Annotated in this window: 12 protein-coding genes and 1 tRNA gene; 8 read left to right on the top strand and 5 right to left on the bottom strand. The window is 47.7% G+C overall.

Annotated features, from left to right (window positions below):
* Positions 1-86 precede the first annotated feature (86 nt).
* Complete coding sequence (locus tag E4K71_RS08875; RefSeq protein ID WP_135078738.1) at positions 87-1379, bottom strand: adenylosuccinate synthase; 1293 nt, start codon at positions 1377-1379, stop codon at positions 87-89.
* Positions 1380-1406: 27 nt separating this feature from the next.
* Positions 1407-2540 carry an ATP phosphoribosyltransferase regulatory subunit gene (locus tag E4K71_RS08870; RefSeq protein WP_135078736.1) on the bottom strand — a complete coding sequence of 378 codons (1134 nt, stop codon included), beginning with the start codon at positions 2538-2540 and terminating at the stop codon, positions 1407-1409.
* 337 nt (positions 2541-2877) lie between these two features.
* Between E4K71_RS08870 and E4K71_RS08865 the strand changes: the two genes are divergently transcribed.
* Positions 2878-3876: an NAD(P)H-quinone oxidoreductase gene (locus tag E4K71_RS08865; protein ID WP_206201885.1), complete on the top strand. Its 999-nt coding sequence runs from the start codon at positions 2878-2880 to the stop codon at positions 3874-3876.
* A 117-nt stretch (positions 3877-3993) separates the two neighbouring features.
* Positions 3994-4587 (top strand): cell cycle transcriptional regulator TrcR, encoded by a 594-nt coding sequence (locus tag E4K71_RS08860; RefSeq protein WP_135078734.1) that lies wholly within the window; start codon positions 3994-3996, stop codon positions 4585-4587.
* A gap of 80 nt (positions 4588-4667) precedes the next feature.
* On the opposite strand, the gene E4K71_RS08855 is transcribed toward E4K71_RS08860, so the two are convergent.
* Both E4K71_RS08855 and E4K71_RS08850 read right to left on the bottom strand, forming a co-directional pair.
* Positions 4668-5330 carry a response regulator transcription factor gene (locus E4K71_RS08855; protein ID WP_135078732.1) on the bottom strand — a complete coding sequence of 221 codons (663 nt, stop codon included), beginning with the start codon at positions 5328-5330 and terminating at the stop codon, positions 4668-4670.
* A gap of 75 nt (positions 5331-5405) precedes the next feature.
* Complete coding sequence (locus tag E4K71_RS08850) at positions 5406-8972, bottom strand: PAS domain S-box protein (protein WP_167730399.1); 3567 nt, start codon at positions 8970-8972, stop codon at positions 5406-5408.
* Between the two features lie 277 nt (positions 8973-9249).
* Between E4K71_RS08850 and gyrA the strand changes: the two genes are divergently transcribed.
* From gyrA to E4K71_RS08820, 6 genes are all read left to right on the top strand, one after another.
* Positions 9250-11973, top strand: a complete 2724-nt coding sequence (gene gyrA, locus E4K71_RS08845) for a DNA gyrase subunit A (protein WP_135082022.1) — start codon at positions 9250-9252, stop codon at positions 11971-11973.
* Positions 11974-12028: 55 nt separating this feature from the next.
* Positions 12029-12538, top strand: a complete 510-nt coding sequence (coaD, locus tag E4K71_RS08840; RefSeq protein ID WP_135078728.1) for a pantetheine-phosphate adenylyltransferase — start codon at positions 12029-12031, stop codon at positions 12536-12538.
* Between the two features lie 269 nt (positions 12539-12807).
* Positions 12808-12883: transfer RNA gene (locus E4K71_RS08835), tRNA-Lys, on the top strand.
* A 170-nt stretch (positions 12884-13053) separates the two neighbouring features.
* Positions 13054-13587: a response regulator gene (locus E4K71_RS08830; RefSeq protein WP_135078726.1), complete on the top strand. Its 534-nt coding sequence runs from the start codon at positions 13054-13056 to the stop codon at positions 13585-13587.
* Between the two features lie 134 nt (positions 13588-13721).
* Positions 13722-15350: an ATP-binding protein gene (locus tag E4K71_RS08825; RefSeq protein WP_135078724.1), complete on the top strand. Its 1629-nt coding sequence runs from the start codon at positions 13722-13724 to the stop codon at positions 15348-15350.
* A gap of 12 nt (positions 15351-15362) precedes the next feature.
* Positions 15363-15650, top strand: coding sequence for a response regulator (locus tag E4K71_RS08820; RefSeq protein ID WP_135078722.1), 288 nt, complete (start codon positions 15363-15365; stop codon positions 15648-15650).
* On the opposite strand, the gene E4K71_RS08815 is transcribed toward E4K71_RS08820, so the two are convergent.
* Positions 15647-16750, bottom strand: coding sequence for a mechanosensitive ion channel family protein (locus tag E4K71_RS08815; protein WP_135078720.1), 1104 nt, complete (start codon positions 16748-16750; stop codon positions 15647-15649). The two genes, E4K71_RS08820 and E4K71_RS08815, sit on opposite strands and share 4 nt — an antisense overlap.
* Positions 16751-16879: the final 129 nt, after the last annotated feature.

Below are 16879 nucleotides of genomic sequence, written 5' to 3'. Positions count from 1 at the left end.
TTCAGCGAGGTTTGACCCAAGAAAACACCCAAAGAAAAAGGCCCGGACGAACCGGACCTTTATAATTGAAAGTCTGTTCTTTCAGATTAGCCGTTGAATGGGTCTGTCACCAAAATTGTGTCATCACGTTCCGGGCTTGTGGAACAAACCGCAACAGGTGTTTCAATCAGCTCTTCAATGCGTTTGATGTATTTAACGCAGGTTGCCGGCAGATCTGCCCAGGTACGGGCACCTTCGGTGCTTTCAGACCAGCCTTCCATCACTTCAAGGATTGGTTCAACTTCGGCCTGTTCGGCCGGGTTGGATGGCAGGTGTTTGATCACTTCACCGTTCAGCTTGTAGCCTGTGCAGATTTTCAGTTCTTTCATGCCATCCAGAACGTCCAGTTTCATCAGGGCAATACCGTCAATACCATTGACCTTGACAGCCTGGCGAACCAGAACGGCATCAAACCAGCCACAGCGACGCTCACGTCCGGTAACTGTGCCAAATTCATGGCCGCGCTCGCCCAAGCCTTGGCCGACTTCGTCAAACAATTCTGTTGGGAACGGGCCAGAACCTACACGTGTCGTATAGGCTTTGGTGATGCCCAACACATAAGACAGGGCATTAGGCCCCATACCGGAACCGGCAGAGGCTTGACCTGCGACTGTGTTGGAGGAAGTCACAAATGGAACAGTCCCGTGGTCGATATCGAGCAATGTGCCTTGCGCACCTTCAAACAGGATTTGCTGGCCTTTGGATTTCGCATCATCAAGCAGTTGCCAAACGATTTGAGAGTAAGGCATCAGTTTGTGTGCCATTTCCAGAAGCGGTTGCAGGATTTCATCTGCTGTCCATTCGTCTTTACCCAAGCCACGCAGGATTGCATTATGGTGTTCCAGCAGTTTTTCAACTTTTGCCGGAAGAGTTGCCGTATCAGCGAGATCACCAAAACGAATGGCACGACGGCCGACTTTATCTTCATAAGCCGGGCCAATGCCACGTCCTGTGGTGCCGATCTTGGCTTTGCCCAGAGCTTCTTCACGCACATTGTCCAGTTTCTGGTGAACCGGCAGGATCAAGCAGGCATTTTCAGCAATCGCAAGGTTATCAGGTGTAATATCCACACCTTGACCCCGGATCGTGTCGATTTCTTGGAGCAAGGCAGCCGGGTCAATCACCACACCGTTACCAATCACGGACAGTTTGCCCCCACGCACGATGCCTGATGGCAGCAGGCTGAGCTTGTATTTCACGCCGTCAATGACGAGAGTGTGACCTGCATTATGGCCACCTTGGAAACGTACAACTACATCTGCACGTTCTGAAAGCCAGTCAACAATCTTGCCTTTACCTTCGTCCCCCCACTGGGTCCCGACTACGACTACGTTTGTCATTTGATGAAATACTCCGTCTTGCCCGCTTTAGACTGCCAGCGGTTCAATCTTCCCGTTTAAGAAAATGTGGCTGCATCCCAGACGCTTGGCTTCGTCCTTCTGGTCAGTGACCTCTTGCAAACCGTTAACTGTAATATTGCCGTTTTGGCGCAATTGTGCACTTGCTTGTGCATCTGTACCCAGAGGTACGAAAACTTTTTCAGAGGCGCTCGCTTTTGGAAGTGCACGCATCAGGGTATCAATAAATAGTGTCACACCCGTAGCTGCTTCCCCAGAACCAGTCACGTAGCGGCCACCACGGCCCAGTTCACCACGCGCCCCTTTAGCAAAGAAGGTGTAGGACACACCGCTGTGATATTCGTAGCTGCGATTTTCAACCGTATCAACGGTGATGCGTAGCTCAGGGCTTTGGCTTGAAATCAGGTCATAGACATTGATCAGGTTTTGGCATAATTCCTTGGCCAGACCGGATAAATTTAACTCTTTAAGCGTTGCAATCGCTTCTTTTGCCGGGCCTGCGCTATCAAGAAGCCGGCCGAACAAATCAGCAGCTTCCCCGCCAAGGGCTTTGACTTCGGCAGCGTCTTTGCGATCCAGTGCCGTGCGTAATTGAGCTTTCGTTTGCTCATCCATATTCAAACTATCGCAGATCGCAGGCACCAATGGGGGTAAGCCCAGATCAACGCTGAGATTTTTTGCACCAGCTTTGGTTAAGGCTTCCACGGCCAGAAGAACAACTTCGCAATCTGCTGTTTGTGCATCTGAGCCGATGAGTTCGATCCCTGTTTGAGCAAACTGGCGTTCCGGGCGCAGTTGTGAGCCTTTGACCCGCAAAACTTGCCCGGTGTAACTCAGGCGCAAGGGGCGGGGTTCATTCACCAGACGACTACAGGCTATCCGTTCAACCTGTACAGTGATATCAGGGCGAATCCCCAACATACGCTGTGAAATCGGGTCCATCACCCGGAATGTTTGTGCTTTAAGCGCAGCGCCATTGCTTTGGAGCAGGTTCTCTTCAAATTCAATAAGCGGGGGCTTGACGCGGTCATAGCCTTGGGAGGCAAAGGAAGTCATGAGATGATCAACAACAGATGCTTCATATTGTGCATCAATTGGCAACATATCCTGTAGGCCCGTAGGCAATAACGCTCTGTCAGTCATATCCCTATTCCCGCGCGACTTTCGCGAAAAAATTCCAAACGCGGCTTTCTAGCCCAAAACTATCGCTGACGGCAATGGTTAATTCAAAAAACTATTTTAAGGGAGCCTGAAATAATTTTGGGCTGTCGCTTAATGAAAAACGACAGCCCTTATTATTTGGCCTCAACCTGTCAAACTTGCCTTTGTGGGCAGGCGCAATCTAGGGGGCTGGCATGACTTAGGTCAAGAAAAATAGTTGCTGCATCGCAACAATAATTGACATTTGTATATGCAACTTGTTTCTTTTACAAATAGATAGAGACTGTTTTGGCAATAAATTTTTTTAGGTACGTGCGTTATGAATGATCAGACAATGAAATGCGTGGAAATCAGTGAACCGGGTGGCCCCGACGTCTTGAAACTTGTGGAACGCACTGTACCGGATTTGACCGATGGTGAGGTGTTGATCAAGGTTGGGGCTGCGGGGGTCAATCGACCGGATGTTATTCAACGCAAAGGGCTTTATCCGCCGCCCCCAGGGGCTTCTGACCTGCCGGGACTGGAAATTTCCGGTGAGGTTGTTGCCGTTTCTGATGGTGTGGAAACACTGAAAATTGGTGATAAGGTTTGTGCACTGACCAATGGTGGTGGCTATGCGCAATATTGTAATGTCCCGGCCGAACAATGTTTGGCGATTCCTGCTGGCTTGAGTATGGAAGAGGCTGCTGTTGTACCGGAAACATTTTTTACTGTGTGGTTTAACCTGTATGTGCAAGGGGGGCTGAAAGAAGGTCAAAGCCTGTTGGTGCACGGGGGAACGAGTGGAATCGGGACAACCGCAATCCAATTGGCGACAGCTTTGGGTGTGAAGGTCTATACGACGGCCGGGTCAGATGAAAAGTGCAAGGCTTGTGAAGAGCTAGGTGCAGTTCAGGCGATTAATTATAAGACAGCCGATTTTGTTGAGGTGATGAAAGAGGCCACGGGGGGCAAAGGCGTGAATATGATTCTCGACATGGTTGGTGGGGAGTATATTGCACGTAACATTAAATGCCTTGCCCGCAAGGGACGCCTGATCAATATCGCCTATCTGCAAGGGTCTAAAGCTGAAGTCAATTTCATGAGTGTGATGATGAAGCAGTTGCAGATCACGGGGTCCACCCTGCGTCAGCAGCCTTTGGCCGTAAAATCGCAAATTGCACAAGAGCTTAAGGACACTGTCTGGCCGTTGATTGAGGCGGGTAAGGTAAAGCCCGTGCTACATTCCAGCTTTGATATGGGGGATGCTGCCCAATCGCATGTTTTGATGGAAAGTTCACAACATATTGGGAAAATCGTCCTTAAAGTGGAAAGTTAAGCCCAAGTGATACGAAGTGGTTTGACCTGAGCGAAAAGTCGACTATATAGTAGGCAAAGATCAATTTGGTCGATGATGCTTCAATCGACATCTTAGTTTAAGAAAAGGATAAAGAAGATGGCGCTGCCTCTTATGCCCAAGGCGACGGCCGTTTGGCTTGTCGAAAATACCGCTTTGAGTTTTATTCAAATTGCAGACTTTTGTGGTTTGCATGAGCTGGAAATTCAGGCGATTGCTGATGGTGAAGTTGGTATGGGCATGCAAGGTCTTGATCCGATTGCCAATGGTCAGTTGACGCAAGATGAAATTGACCGTTGTGCAGCTGATGCAACAAAACGCTTGAAGCTGCAAAAATCCACCAACCCGATCCCCAAGGCACGTGGTAAGGGTGCGCGTTACACACCTGTGTCCAAACGTCAGGACCGTCCGGACGGGATTGCATGGTTGTTGAAAAATCACCCGGAATTGCAGCATACACAAATTGCAAAGCTGTTGGGGACAACAAAGCCGACCATTAAAGCCATTGATGACAAGAGCCACTGGAACTCTGCCAATATTACACCACGTAACCCGGTGACTTTGGGGTTGTGTACAGAAGCGGATATTGAAAAGCAGGTGATTGTTGCTCGTGCACGTATTTCCAAGCTGGAAAAAGCAGGTGAAAAAGCTGAAGCACGCGTTCAGTCAGAAGAAGTTGCTTCTGAAGAATAAGTTTCGCCTTGCTGAACGTATGAAAAAAGCCCTTCACATTGGTGAGGGGCTTTTCTTTTATTTGATGGTCTTGTCTACAATCAGCCTTGCCAGCCGTTTTGAAGGGCGATGCGAACAGCCTGTGCACGGTTGGCCGCATCCATTTTGCGATAGATGTTACGCAAATGCACTTTGACAGTGATTTCTTGCAGGCCAAGTTTGCGGGCAATCTCTTTATTGGTATTGCCTTCAATCAAGTGCCCTAAAATTTCTTTTTCACGTTCACTTAAACGCGAAAGTGGGCCGTCGGTCATATCTGTGCTGGCTGCACTGCGACCAATGGGGCTGTCATCATTGTCTTCTGGTGTTTCCTGAAAGGCGGCAGACGGGATGTATTTTTCACCGGATAAAACCAGCCGTAAGGCGTTCACCATGGCAGAGCCGCTGATTGTTTTGGGGACGTAGCCCGCAGCACCACGTTCAACAGCCTCTAGCACATCATGGCGATTGAAATGACCGGATAAAATTACGATGGGTACAGATGTGTAGGTTTCACACATTTTGACCAAGCCATCAAATCCGTTCATCCCCGGCATTTTGAGGTCCATCAAAATCAGGTCAAGGCCAGCTGTGTTCTGTGCAACCAGAAAAGCTTCATCAAATGACGCAGCTTCGACAGTTTCAACGTTTGGGTCCAATTCTTCAAGGAAAGGTTTTAACCCTTCGCGTACAAGATTATGGTCATCCGCAACTAGGATTTTCATGTGTAATCTATTCCGATTTAAAAAGCTGACACATCATATTGGAATGTGAGGGGTTTCACAATGCTGAAAAGAAAATTAATTATACTTTTGAACCGTCTGAAGGGCTTTCTCAACTTCTGATGATAATTGTGACAAACTTACAGGTTTTTTTAGGACATTGAATGCCAATGTATGTAGTTCTTCCATGTTCGACTCTTCTATTCCTGTATGGCCTGTGACGATAATGACAGGGATATCCGGATTTCTTTTTTTCAGGTTTTTCAAAAGGATATAGCCATCCATTTTAGGCATGCGCATATCTGTAACGACCACATCGGCAGGCTCCTGATCAAAAAGGTTGAGGGCTTCTTCGCCATCGCTGGCAATATTTACGAAATATCCGTTTTCCAGCAGGTACTCCATCATGGCTTCGGCGGCATAGATTTCATCATCAACGACGAGAATATTACCTTCACCTTCCCCGAAATTAATGCCGAGGTCTTCTTCAATTTCATCTTCTGTTTCCAAGGGGGGCTGCGCTGGGGTTGTGGTTTCTGTTTGTGGGTCAAAACAGGGGAGGCAAATATCAAAACGTGCCCCTTTATGAATATTGCGAGCCTGAATTGTTCCGCCCATGGCCGCAATAATGCCGTAACTGACCGATAGTCCCAACCCGGTTCCTTTGCCAACTTCTTTTGTGGTGAAGAAAGGGTCAAACAGTTTGGCGATAACATCGTCTTCGATACCGCCACCGTTGTCTGTAACAGCAATGTTGATTTCATCATCAGCCTGATCATAGGTCATAATGACGATAATGCGTTTTTCTTCGTTTTTGCCGTTGTCCAGTTGTTCATAACGTTGGTTAATGGCATCGCGTGCATTATTGATCAGGTTAAGGATAACCTGTTCAAGCTGAATGGGGCGCCCTTTGACTTTGCCATAATAAGAGGGGTAGCGCGCTTCTAAAATAATGCCTTCGGCAAAGAATTGCGCCTCAACCATATCAACCGATTGGCGCACCACAAGGGTGGGGTCAAATGTTTCAATTTCCCCTGTGTCTTTACGGCTGAAGACACGCATATGGTCAATAATATCGGCCATGCGTGCACTTTGCATACTGATGAGGTTGAGCTGCTTTTGAACATCTTTTTCACTCAGGGTGTTTTTGTCCATCTTCAACAAGCTGCCTTCGGCGGCAAAGCGCATGATGTTAAGCGGTTGGCTAAGTTCATGGGTAATACCCGCAGCCATTTCGCCAAGTGTGGCAAGTTTGGAGGTTTGAGCAAGATGTTCATTCATCCGGTTGCGTTCTGTCACATCCCGGATAATGAGCAGGCGGGTTGTAAGCCCCGCATAAGAAACAGGCTGGGCGGTGATGTCGGCCTCAAATTCTGTCCCATCCAGTTTCAGGAGCTTTACTGAGGTCAAATATTGCGCCGGGTCTTTATCATCAACGGCCGGAGGGGCTTTAAACAGGTTGCTGGAGCTTTTTGTAAAGCTGCTGAAGGGCTGGTTAATGATGTCATTGCGCTTGATCGTTGCGAAAAGGTTATAGCTTTCCGGATTGGAGAAAACGATTTTCTGGTTTTCATCTAAAACCAGAATGGCATCCGGGGACATTTCTACAAGACTGCGATAGCGGCCTTCGCTTTCACGCAGGGCTTCTTCGGCAATCAGGCGGCTTTGTTCACTTCTGAGGCTGGACAGACCATAACCGATGTCATTGGCAAGACGCATCAACAAGCTGACGTGACGTTGCCTGAAATTTGAACGCTGGCTGGTGGCAACATTCAGAAAGCCCGCAATCTTCGTATCAATCCAGATGGGGAAGATACCTGCATATTTGATGTCGGCCTTTTCAATGTGCTTTTTGAAATCCGGGTATGCCTGCACCATGAGTTTGATGGAAAATTCAATATGTTCCTGTTTTATGAAAACTTGCTTTAAGGTGCTGGAGGGGCGATGTTCATATAGATCGTCAGCCATGCCTTTTTGCACGTTGACTTTCAAGAATTCAGGTAATTGTCCCGGCGTGTTGAAAAGGGAAATCCAGGCAACGTCAAATGGGTCTGTTTCCGTAATAATGCGGCAGACCTCAGACAGGATAAAGCTTTCGTTGCGTGCATGGAAAAGCACGTTACTGCATTGTGTCTGGGCCTCTGAATAGCGTTTGTTACGAATAAGTTCTTTTTCGCGTTCTTTTAAGGTCGTGATATCTGTGTAAATGCCAATAATGCCGCCTTCTGAGGTTGGCTGTTCATTGACCAGCAAGTATTTACCGTTTGTCAGTTCAACCTCGGTTGTTCCGCCTGCTTTATGGCGTTTGAGGATATCGTCGCATAAGCTGTCATCTAAGGGGCGGGGGTATTTAATTGCCTCTTCCTGCCCGCATAATTTTACAAGTTCAAGGTAGCTGAGGGGGCGCTTGGTATAAGGTTCAAGGATGGGGAAAATATCGAGAATGGTTTTATTCCACATCACCAGATGGTCATCTGCATCCCACATGAGGAACCCATTGGGCAGGGCATTGATCCCTTCTTCAAAACGGGTTTTAAAGGCTGCTGTTTCTGTGACGTCTGAGCCTGTTCCCCGATAGCCAAGAAACTTTCCTTCTTTATCGAAATGGGGTTTGCCATTAATGGAAACCCGCAAGATCCGTTCTCCGACAGGGGTGGAATATTTAAAGTCACGAAAGGGGCGGTGGTTTTGCAGGTCATCCCAATGGTTGATCCATTTGGGGGACATGGCGGATTCTTTTGCAAAAATATTACGTGTCTTGCCCAGCAATGTTTGTTGCGGGATACCTGTCAAGGCCGTGAATTGTTCTGAAAAATAGCTGAAACGGTGTTCCCTATCGGTTTCCCAGTACCAGTCAGAACTGGCGTCAACAAGATCGCGAAAGCGGGTTTCACTTTTTTCAAAGGCTTTTTGGGCAGTTTGTAAATCTTGGGTGGTGAGATAAAACGCAGCAAGGTCTGCAATTGCCCCGGCATATTGCTGTTCACTTTCCTCCCAGTAGCGCTGTTTTCTTTTGGCGGAGATCAATAAAACGCCGTGGGCCTCTTTATCAATGCCAACCGTTGCCGCCATGATGGACTTAGGTAAGGTCTGAGGGGGTAAGGGGTCCATCAGTTTTGCACAGCGCGGATCATTGGGCGCATCGGAAAAGCAGATGGTGCGGCCCGCTTCCAAAGCTGCAAAAAAGTTAGGATGCTTTTGGCGTGACAGAATTTGGTTTGTCGGCAGGGGGTCCCCATGTGCATCAAAAAAATGCTTGATCATCAAGGAGGATTGTTCCCGTTCAAAGCTCCAGTAACAAACTTGGGAAACATCAAGTGTGCGGGCGGTTTCCTTTAATAGCCATCCCATTGCTTCTTTGGTGGAATGTTTTTGCTCCGGGCGCATAAAAGGGGCAAAGCCCTGAGAGGCTTGTTCAAGGGCTGCCAGGTATTTGTTGGCGAGTGGTAAAGGGGGCGTTTTTTGATTTTGTGTTCGATAGAGAACAATCCCGATCAGAATCAGGAGAGGGATAAATAAAAGGACAATTGCGGTGTTTTCAACAAAGCTGTCTGCAGGTACGTCTTGGGCCAGGGCGTAATGGGGGGCTGCTGTGGCGCAAAAGCTTAAAGCAGTGGATGTGATCTTTACCAGTTTTGTCGCCATCGAGAAAATCATTCTTATGGTTTAGGAAAATGCCATTTGGGTACTCTATCTCATTGCCTATCACTCGCAAAGCCCGCAAGACGAGAATAAGGTGTTTTTCTTTATATGAAGGGCATAGTTTTGTTGTTGTTGGATTTGAAAATTGCTATACCTTTGGGCAAAATCGAGGGACGTAGATTATCCTTTTGAAAAAAAGGAAAACTTCGGCCTTCAAAGACGCAAATAAATAGATTGGGTTACTCAATTGACGAGCGACAACGAACAGACGCCTTCGGGCATGGATATTGCCCCGGTTTCCATTGAAGATGAAATGCGCAGCAGCTATCTCGATTATGCCATGAGTGTAATTGTTTCGCGTGCGTTGCCGGATGTACGTGACGGGTTGAAGCCGGTTCACCGGCGCATTCTCTATGCCATGAAGGAAGGTGGCTACGAATATAACAAGCCTTTCCGTAAATCGGCTCGTATCGTCGGGGATGTGATGGGTAAATACCACCCCCATGGCGATAGCGCGATTTATGATGCCATGGTTCGTATGGCGCAGGATTTCTCCATGCGTTTGCCCTTGATTGACGGGCAAGGGAACTTTGGTTCCATGGATGGTGATCCACCAGCAGCTATGCGTTATACCGAAGCGCGTATGGATAAGGCGGCTCATAACCTCATCGCTGATATTGATAAAGACACGGTTGATTTTAAAGCCAACTATGACGATACCACGCTGGAACCTTCTGTTCTGCCCGCGCAATATCCGAACCTGCTGGTGAATGGTGCAGGTGGTATTGCCGTTGGTATGGCAACAAATATCCCGCCTCATAACTTGGGGGAGTTGATTGATGCCTGTTGTGCCTTGATTGATAATCCGAATCTGACCATTGATGATTTGATCCGTGATTATGTCTTTGGCCCGGATTTCCCAACTGGCGGGATTATCCTGGGGCAAACTGGGTTGCGTTCTGCTTTCCATACAGGTCGCGGTTCTGTGGTGATGCGCGGTAAAACGGCGATTGAAGAAATTCGCAAAGACCGTATGGCGATTATCATCACCGAGATCCCCTATCAGGTCAACAAGGCGCGCATGATCGAACAGATGGCGGCGCTGGTGCGTGATAAGAAGATCGAGGGCATTGGTGATCTGCGTGATGAATCTGATCGCCAAGGCGTACGCGTGGTTGTTGAAATCAAAAAAGGCCACCAGCCGGAAATCGTTCTGAACCAGCTGTTTAAATTTACACCGCTGCAAACCAGCTTTGGTGTCAATATGCTGGCCCTGAATAAAGGCAAGCCGGAACAGATGGATTTGAAGAAAATCCTGCAGGCTTTCCTTGAGTTCCGTGAAGAGGTTATTACACGCCGTACCATTTATGAACTGGGTAAGGCGCGTGACAAGGCTCATGTCTTGGCTGGTTTGGCTGTGGCCGTTGAAAATATCGACGAGGTGATTGAGTTGATCCGCGCCGCACCGGACCCGCAAACGGCCCGTGCCCAGTTGATGGACCGTAAATGGCGCGCAGGTCAGGTTGAACCGTTGATCCAATTGCTGGATGAACCGGACCGTCAGGTGGTTGATGGCTCTTATATGTTGTCTGAAACACAGGCCAAAGCGATTCTGGAACTGCGCCTGCACCGTTTGACGGGGCTGGAACGTGAAAAGATCGCGGGTGATTTACGTGAGTTGGGCGATCAGATCGAAGAATATCTCTCTATCCTGCGTTCGCGTGAAAAACTGATGACCTTGATGCGCAACGAGCTGCTGGACATGCATGCCCAGTTTGCTACACCGCGTCGCTCTGAAATTCAGGAAGCAGAATTCGAACATGATATTGAAGACCTGATCCAACGCGAAGATATGGTTGTGACGGTGACAAGTTCCGGTTACATCAAACGTGTGCCGCTGGATACGTACCGTGCGCAACGTCGCGGTGGTAAGGGGCGTTCAGGCATGAGCACCAAAGACGAAGATATCGTTGAAAATGTCTTTGTCGCCAATACCCATACGCCGCTGTTGTTCTTTAGCTCCACAGGCATGGTTTATAAGATGAAAGTCTATAAACTGCCGCTGGGCAATCCACAGTCCAAGGGTAAGGCGATGGTCAACCTGTTGCCACTGGATGAAGGCGAAACCATTTCAACCGTGATGGAGTTGCCGGAAGATGAAAGCCAGGCCAAGGACATGCATATCATGTTCTCTACCGCATCGGGCGGGGCGCGTCGTAACCTGTTGTCCGATTTCACCAATGTGAAAGCCAATGGCAAGATTGCCATGAAGCTGGATGAGGGTGATTCCATGGTGGCTGTTTCCGTTTGTAAGCCGGAAGATCATGTCTTCCTGACAACGCGTGATGGTCAGTGTATCCGCTTTAAGGTTGAAGATATTCGTGTCTTTGCGGGGCGTAATTCCACTGGTGTGCGTGGTATCCGCTTGGGTGAGGGGGATAATGTGATCTCTATGTCCATTTTGAATGGCGGGGATTGGACTTCAGAAGAACGCGATGCGTATCTGCGGTATTCCAAGGCTGTTCGTGCAGAGGGTGAAACACCGGATAAAGGTATTTTGAGCGACGAACAAATTGCCGAAATGGAAGAAAAAGAAGAGTTCCTGTTGACCGTTACGGAACGTGGCTTTGGCAAACGCTCTTCTTCCTTTGAATATCGCACCACCGGGCGTGGCGGTAAGGGGATTGCTAATATCGAAATGTCGGAACGCAATGGTAAAGTTGCGGCTTCCTTCCCGGTTGAAGCCGAAGATGAAATCATCATGGTGACTGATGGGGGGCAATTGATCCGCACAGGTGTTGGCGAAGTTCGCATTGCAGGACGCAAAACGCAAGGTGTGACCTTGTTCCGTGTCGCTGATGGCGAAAGCGTTGTGTCCGTTAGCTGTTTCCGCGATATGGGCGATGATAGTGAAGGCGAGGGGGAAGAAGAATCCCCCGCTGCTGAGGAAACTGGTGAACAGGCAGCAGCCGAAGAGAATAACAACACTGTTGAGGGCGCTTAAGGTGTAAGCCTGAGCGTCCCTTATCCGCTTTATGCTTTAATGGAGTTATCGAGTTATGGGTAAGAAACGTATCGGTGTGTATCCGGGGACTTTTGACCCGGTTACCAACGGCCATCTCGACATTATTGAACGTGCAACCAATATCGTGGATCATTTGATCCTTGCTGTTGCCATCAATCGGGGCAAGGGGCCGCTTTTTTCCCTGGAAGAACGTGTTGCCATGGTGGAACATGAGCTGCCTGCGATTATGAAACGGACCGGGGCGACAATTGAAGTCAAGCCTTTTGAAAGTCTGTTGATGAACTTTGCCAAGGACCAAGGGGCGAAGACCATTGTGCGGGGCTTGCGTGCGGTTTCTGATTTCGAATATGAATTTCAGATGGCGGGGATGAACTCCCATTTATCCCCGGACATTGAAACGGTGTTTTTGATGGCCTCTGATAAATGTCAGTTTATTTCTTCTCGTTTTGTCAAAGAGATCGGCAAGTTGGGCGGTGATATTTCTGATTTTGTCACGCCTAATGTAAAAGAAAAATTGCTGGAACGTTTTGAAGCAGAAGATTGATTCGCCTTTATCAGTTCTGATTAGGATTTAGAGTCTGAAAGTTGACTCTTTAATTCAAAAAAATCCCTGTCTTTATGGCGGGGATTTGTTTTTTTAAGGGGAGGGAAGGTCAAAAAAGGATTTAATAAAGTGTTGTAAATAAAAGCTTTTTAAAAAAGTTTCATTTTTTTGAATTTCTTTATTGACCAGTTGGCTGGACCCCACTATAAACCGCCTCACCAAACGGGACGGACACAACGTCAAGCGACAGTTCGGACCACCTCAAATGAGGGCACTTAGCTCAGTTGGTAGAGCATTCGACTTTTAATCGAACGGTCAGAGGTTCGAATCCTCTAGTGCCTACCATTTTAAAAAAGCCTCAAGCTTATCGCTTTGAGGCTTTTTTCTTTTATCCCTTTGTTTTTTCTGAAACTTCTAGTTACAGCTTTCGATAATTGCTGGTTGGGTGGTTATGAGGTAGGATTCATTTCTAACCTTCAAGGCACAACGCAATAGATTGGTCAAAGGGAGGAGGCATGGGAGTGTTTGTTCCAAACCAAACCACATCACAGGAGCCTGACCTCAGGCCATTGAATGAGCTGTCATATCTTATTGTTGATGATAGCAGCATTGCCCGTAAAGTTTTAACACGTGAGCTTAAATCTTTTGGTGCGCGTGAAATCTATGGGGCAGGGGAGGCCGCAGATGCCTTCGATATTTTGCGCCTTGCCCATGTGGACTTCATTTTGCTGGACTTTGAAATGCCCATGTTGTCGGGGGCTGAGTTCCTTCACTTGTTAAGAAGGGATGACAGTTTGAAACATGCGGAATGTTTCGTTCTTATGGTGTCGTCATATTGCGACAAGGAACATATTTTAGCGGCCCGTAATGCGGGGGCGCATGGTTATATCATTAAACCTTTTCCTGCAAAGAAGTTGGAACATCATATCCAGCACATCATGCACCATCCCCGTGATTTTGTGCGGGCAAAAGGATATGTTGGCCCTGATCGGCGCTGCCATGACCCCGGTCCCGGTTTTGAGAATGATCGCCGTAAAGACGTTCATTAAAGCCCTGTTAATTGTAGTCATAGGCGTATTTTGAAGTGTTTGGTTGTCAAAGGTAGGGAATGACACGAAAGAGTCTGGTCAGTGCTTAAAAAATATGCGACTTATTGAAAGGGGAATTCCTTTGGGCACATCTAATGAACGACACAGATCAGTCAGAAAAAATCGCAAGTTTGGAAGAAGAAGTCCGCCAGCTTAGGGAAGAGCTGGATAAATCGCGTTTATCTGAAAAACGTTTTCTGGACGCTTTGCGGCTCAGTCCGATGGCCTTGTGCCATCATGACACGCGACTTCGCTATACATGGCTTTATAACGGCCATATGGGCTTTGTTCAGAACGAGGTCATTGGCAAGACGGATTGGGATATTCTTCCAAAAGATCTGGCTGATCGAATGGGGGTGATTAAGCGCCGTGTTCTGGAAACAGGGATTGGCGAGCGGGTGGAAATGCCCTCGGTTTCCGGGGATGAAAATTCTGAATATTTTGATCTGGTTGTAGAACCGATGAAAGACCCGGAAAATGGGGAAGTCATGGGACTGGCTTGTAGTGGTATTGATGTGACCGACGATCGCCGCCGCCGGGAAGCCTATAAAGCCAGCGAAGAAAACCTGCGTTTTATTTTTAACGCTTCTCCTATTCCGATCGTTGTGACCCACCTTGTTGATGGGCGTGCGTTGTTTTTTAACAAGGCTGCTGATGATGCCTTTCACATTGGCACGAGGGAAAATATTTTTGAGGGACTGGGGGTCGCGCAGGAAATTAATCAAACCTTTGCCAAGGGGGAAGCGGTTCATGATCATAAATTTGATTTTGAAAATGAAGCAGGCGAAAAACAGTATTTCACCTTGTCCTGTACGAAAATTTTTTATGATGGGGAAACGGCAGTCCTCTCGACCTATCATGATCTGACACAGGAAGCCAAACATCAACAAAGACTGGAAGAAGCAAAAGAAAAAGCGGAACTTGCCAGTATTGCGAAATCACAGTTTCTGGCCTCCGCCAGTCATGATTTGCGTCAGCCTTTGCATGCAATGGGGCTGTTGTTGAGTGTACTGGAACAATTTGTCCAAGACCCCGCAGGGATGAAGGTACTGGAACGCATCACCAATTCTTTGGAAACCATGAATGAGCTGTTTTCCGGCATTCTGGATATTTCAAAACTGGATGCAAATGCGGTTTCTGTGAAGCTGGAACCGATCAGTGTGCGTGATTGCTTTAGAGCTCTGGAAACCGAATTTTCAACGGTGGCCTTGGAAAAAGGGGTCGATTTGCGTTTTATCCCCTGTTCGGGGCACATTAATACCGATGCGGTGCAGTTTGAACGTTTGCTGCGTAATCTGGTCGCCAATGCTATTCGTTATACTGAACATAACGGCCGGGTGCGTGTTGGTGTGCGCCGTCATGGGGATGCGTTGGGTTTTTATGTCTATGACACTGGAATTGGGATTTCTAAGGACAATCAAAAAGTTATTTTTCAGGAGTTCCGCCAGGTTGGTAATCCCGAACGTGATCGTCGCAAGGGTTTGGGGCTTGGGCTTGCCATCTGTGAACGGATCTCCACCCTGATTGGGGCACAAATCCATTTGCGTTCTCAGGAAGGGAAAGGTTCAGTCTTTTGGTTTAATCAACCTTCTGTCTTGATTGAAGAGGAAGTTAAAGGCCCTGAGGTGGATCTGGATGAATTTGGTATTGCAGGCAGCCGAATTTTGTTTGTTGAAGATGAAATTGATGTGCAGGTTGCCACGCAATATATGTTGGAGGCGTAGGACTGTATCCCAATGATTGCAGGTTCCGTGGATGAAGCCTTGGCACATTGTAATAATCTGATGGAACGCCCCGATGTCATTATTGCCGATTATCGCCTGCGTGAAGGTGAAACCGGGTTGGATGCCATTCTTGCAGTTCGCAAAAAGCTATACAGCACCCTCCCGGCTGTTGTTTTATCAGGTGATACAGCACCGGATTTAATTCGTACAATGGAACAGCACGGGCTGGCCTTGCTCAATAAACCGTTGATGCCGAAAGAATTGCGCGAAACGCTGTCTCGTCTCTTAAGTGCTGGTTAGCTATTTTCCTGGGGCATTTGTTCCAGATAAACAGATTGGCTGGGGAAGGCAAAGCCTGCGTCGGCTTCTTCGACAATGCGTTTAAACGCAATGATATGATCGCTTTGAATTTGGCGCCATTCTTCCCAGTTGGTGGTTTTGGTGAAGTAATAAAGATTGATATCAATGCTGCTGGCACCAAAATGGGTCAGATGAACCATCTGGGCAACAGGGCCTTTGGCTTCGACATGGGGGTCATTGGCGATATAGCTGCGCAGGTTTTCAACGATTGTTTCCAGTTGAGCCGCACTGGTGCGATATTCCAACCCCAAGGTCATCTTGATGCGGCGATGGGTCATGCGTGACCAATTGGTAATTGGGGCATTAGCCAGTTTGGCATTGGGGACATTGACCAGTGCCTTGGCAAAGGTACGGATTTTTGAGGCACGCAAGCCGATGACTTCGACAGTGCCTTCTACATGGGGCGTTTCGATCCAGTCGCCTTTTTGAAATGTTTTATCCGTGAAAATCGTTAAGGTACCAAAAAGGTTGGCAACGGTATCTTTTGCAGCCAGGGCAACAGCCATACCTGCAAGACCAAGGCCGCCGAGAAAAGCGGAAACATTGATGTTCCATTGCTCAAGGATCGCAACCGCACCGATGATTAAAACGATGACTTCCAGGGTGCGTATAAAGAAATGTTGCAGGTCTTCGTTAATGGCCTTGCCCATGCGTTCACCAATACTGAACAAGGCGCGGGTAATCGGCTTGATGGTGCAAAAAAGGGCCCAGAAAAAGCAATAGGTATAAAGGGCAGATATGGTCGGGGTGATAAACCCGGCCCAGCTTTCAGGCAGGTCTAATAACTGAACAGATAAAGAGAGACCAATGATCACGAAAAGCAGTTTCACCGGATTCTCAAGCGCACAAGCCAGGTCATAATCAATATTGGTTTTGGTGCGTTGTGTTATTTTCTTGATGAATCCCATGATGATTTTGGCAAACAGACTGCGCAAAATCAGAAACGTCAGGAAGATTCCTAAAGCTGAAAGTTCTTTTGAAAAAGGTAGTTCGTCTAGAGATTGTAATAGCTCTGGAACAAAAATGCCGAGTTCTTCCATGGTTCACCTTTCAGATTAGAGTTCTTATAGGTCATGGCGTTCTTGGAGAAATATGTCAAGGCTGATTGATAATGCTTGTTTTTGTCGGGAGTTTGTTTCACTTTCAATCTATTAAATACACAAAAATGG

The organism is Terasakiella sp. SH-1, from assembly GCF_004564135.1.
GTDB lineage: Bacteria > Pseudomonadota > Alphaproteobacteria > Rhodospirillales > Terasakiellaceae > Terasakiella.
Note: the sequence above shows the minus strand (reverse complement) of the source record. Positions and strands in the feature narration are given on the sequence as shown.

What these genes read in the sequence shown, in the direction of transcription:
- E4K71_RS08875 (WP_135078738.1), bottom strand. Translation starts at nt 1,379, where the DNA reads ATGACAAACGTAGTCGTAGTCGGGACCCAGTGGGGGGACGAAGGTAAA.
- E4K71_RS08870 (WP_135078736.1), bottom strand. Translation starts at nt 2,540, where the DNA reads ATGACTGACAGAGCGTTATTGCCTACGGGCCTACAGGATATGTTGCCA.
- E4K71_RS08865 (WP_206201885.1), top strand. Translation starts at nt 2,878, where the DNA reads ATGAATGATCAGACAATGAAATGCGTGGAAATCAGTGAACCGGGTGGC.
- E4K71_RS08860 (WP_135078734.1), top strand. Translation starts at nt 3,994, where the DNA reads ATGGCGCTGCCTCTTATGCCCAAGGCGACGGCCGTTTGGCTTGTCGAA.
- E4K71_RS08855 (WP_135078732.1), bottom strand. Translation starts at nt 5,330, where the DNA reads ATGAAAATCCTAGTTGCGGATGACCATAATCTTGTACGCGAAGGGTTA.
- E4K71_RS08850 (WP_167730399.1), bottom strand. Translation starts at nt 8,972, where the DNA reads ATGGCGACAAAACTGGTAAAGATCACATCCACTGCTTTAAGCTTTTGC.
- gyrA (WP_135082022.1), top strand. Translation starts at nt 9,250, where the DNA reads ATGGATATTGCCCCGGTTTCCATTGAAGATGAAATGCGCAGCAGCTAT.
- coaD (WP_135078728.1), top strand. Translation starts at nt 12,029, where the DNA reads ATGGGTAAGAAACGTATCGGTGTGTATCCGGGGACTTTTGACCCGGTT.
- E4K71_RS08830 (WP_135078726.1), top strand. Translation starts at nt 13,054, where the DNA reads ATGGGAGTGTTTGTTCCAAACCAAACCACATCACAGGAGCCTGACCTC.
- E4K71_RS08825 (WP_135078724.1), top strand. Translation starts at nt 13,722, where the DNA reads ATGAACGACACAGATCAGTCAGAAAAAATCGCAAGTTTGGAAGAAGAA.
- E4K71_RS08820 (WP_135078722.1), top strand. Translation starts at nt 15,363, where the DNA reads ATGATTGCAGGTTCCGTGGATGAAGCCTTGGCACATTGTAATAATCTG.
- E4K71_RS08815 (WP_135078720.1), bottom strand. Translation starts at nt 16,750, where the DNA reads ATGGAAGAACTCGGCATTTTTGTTCCAGAGCTATTACAATCTCTAGAC.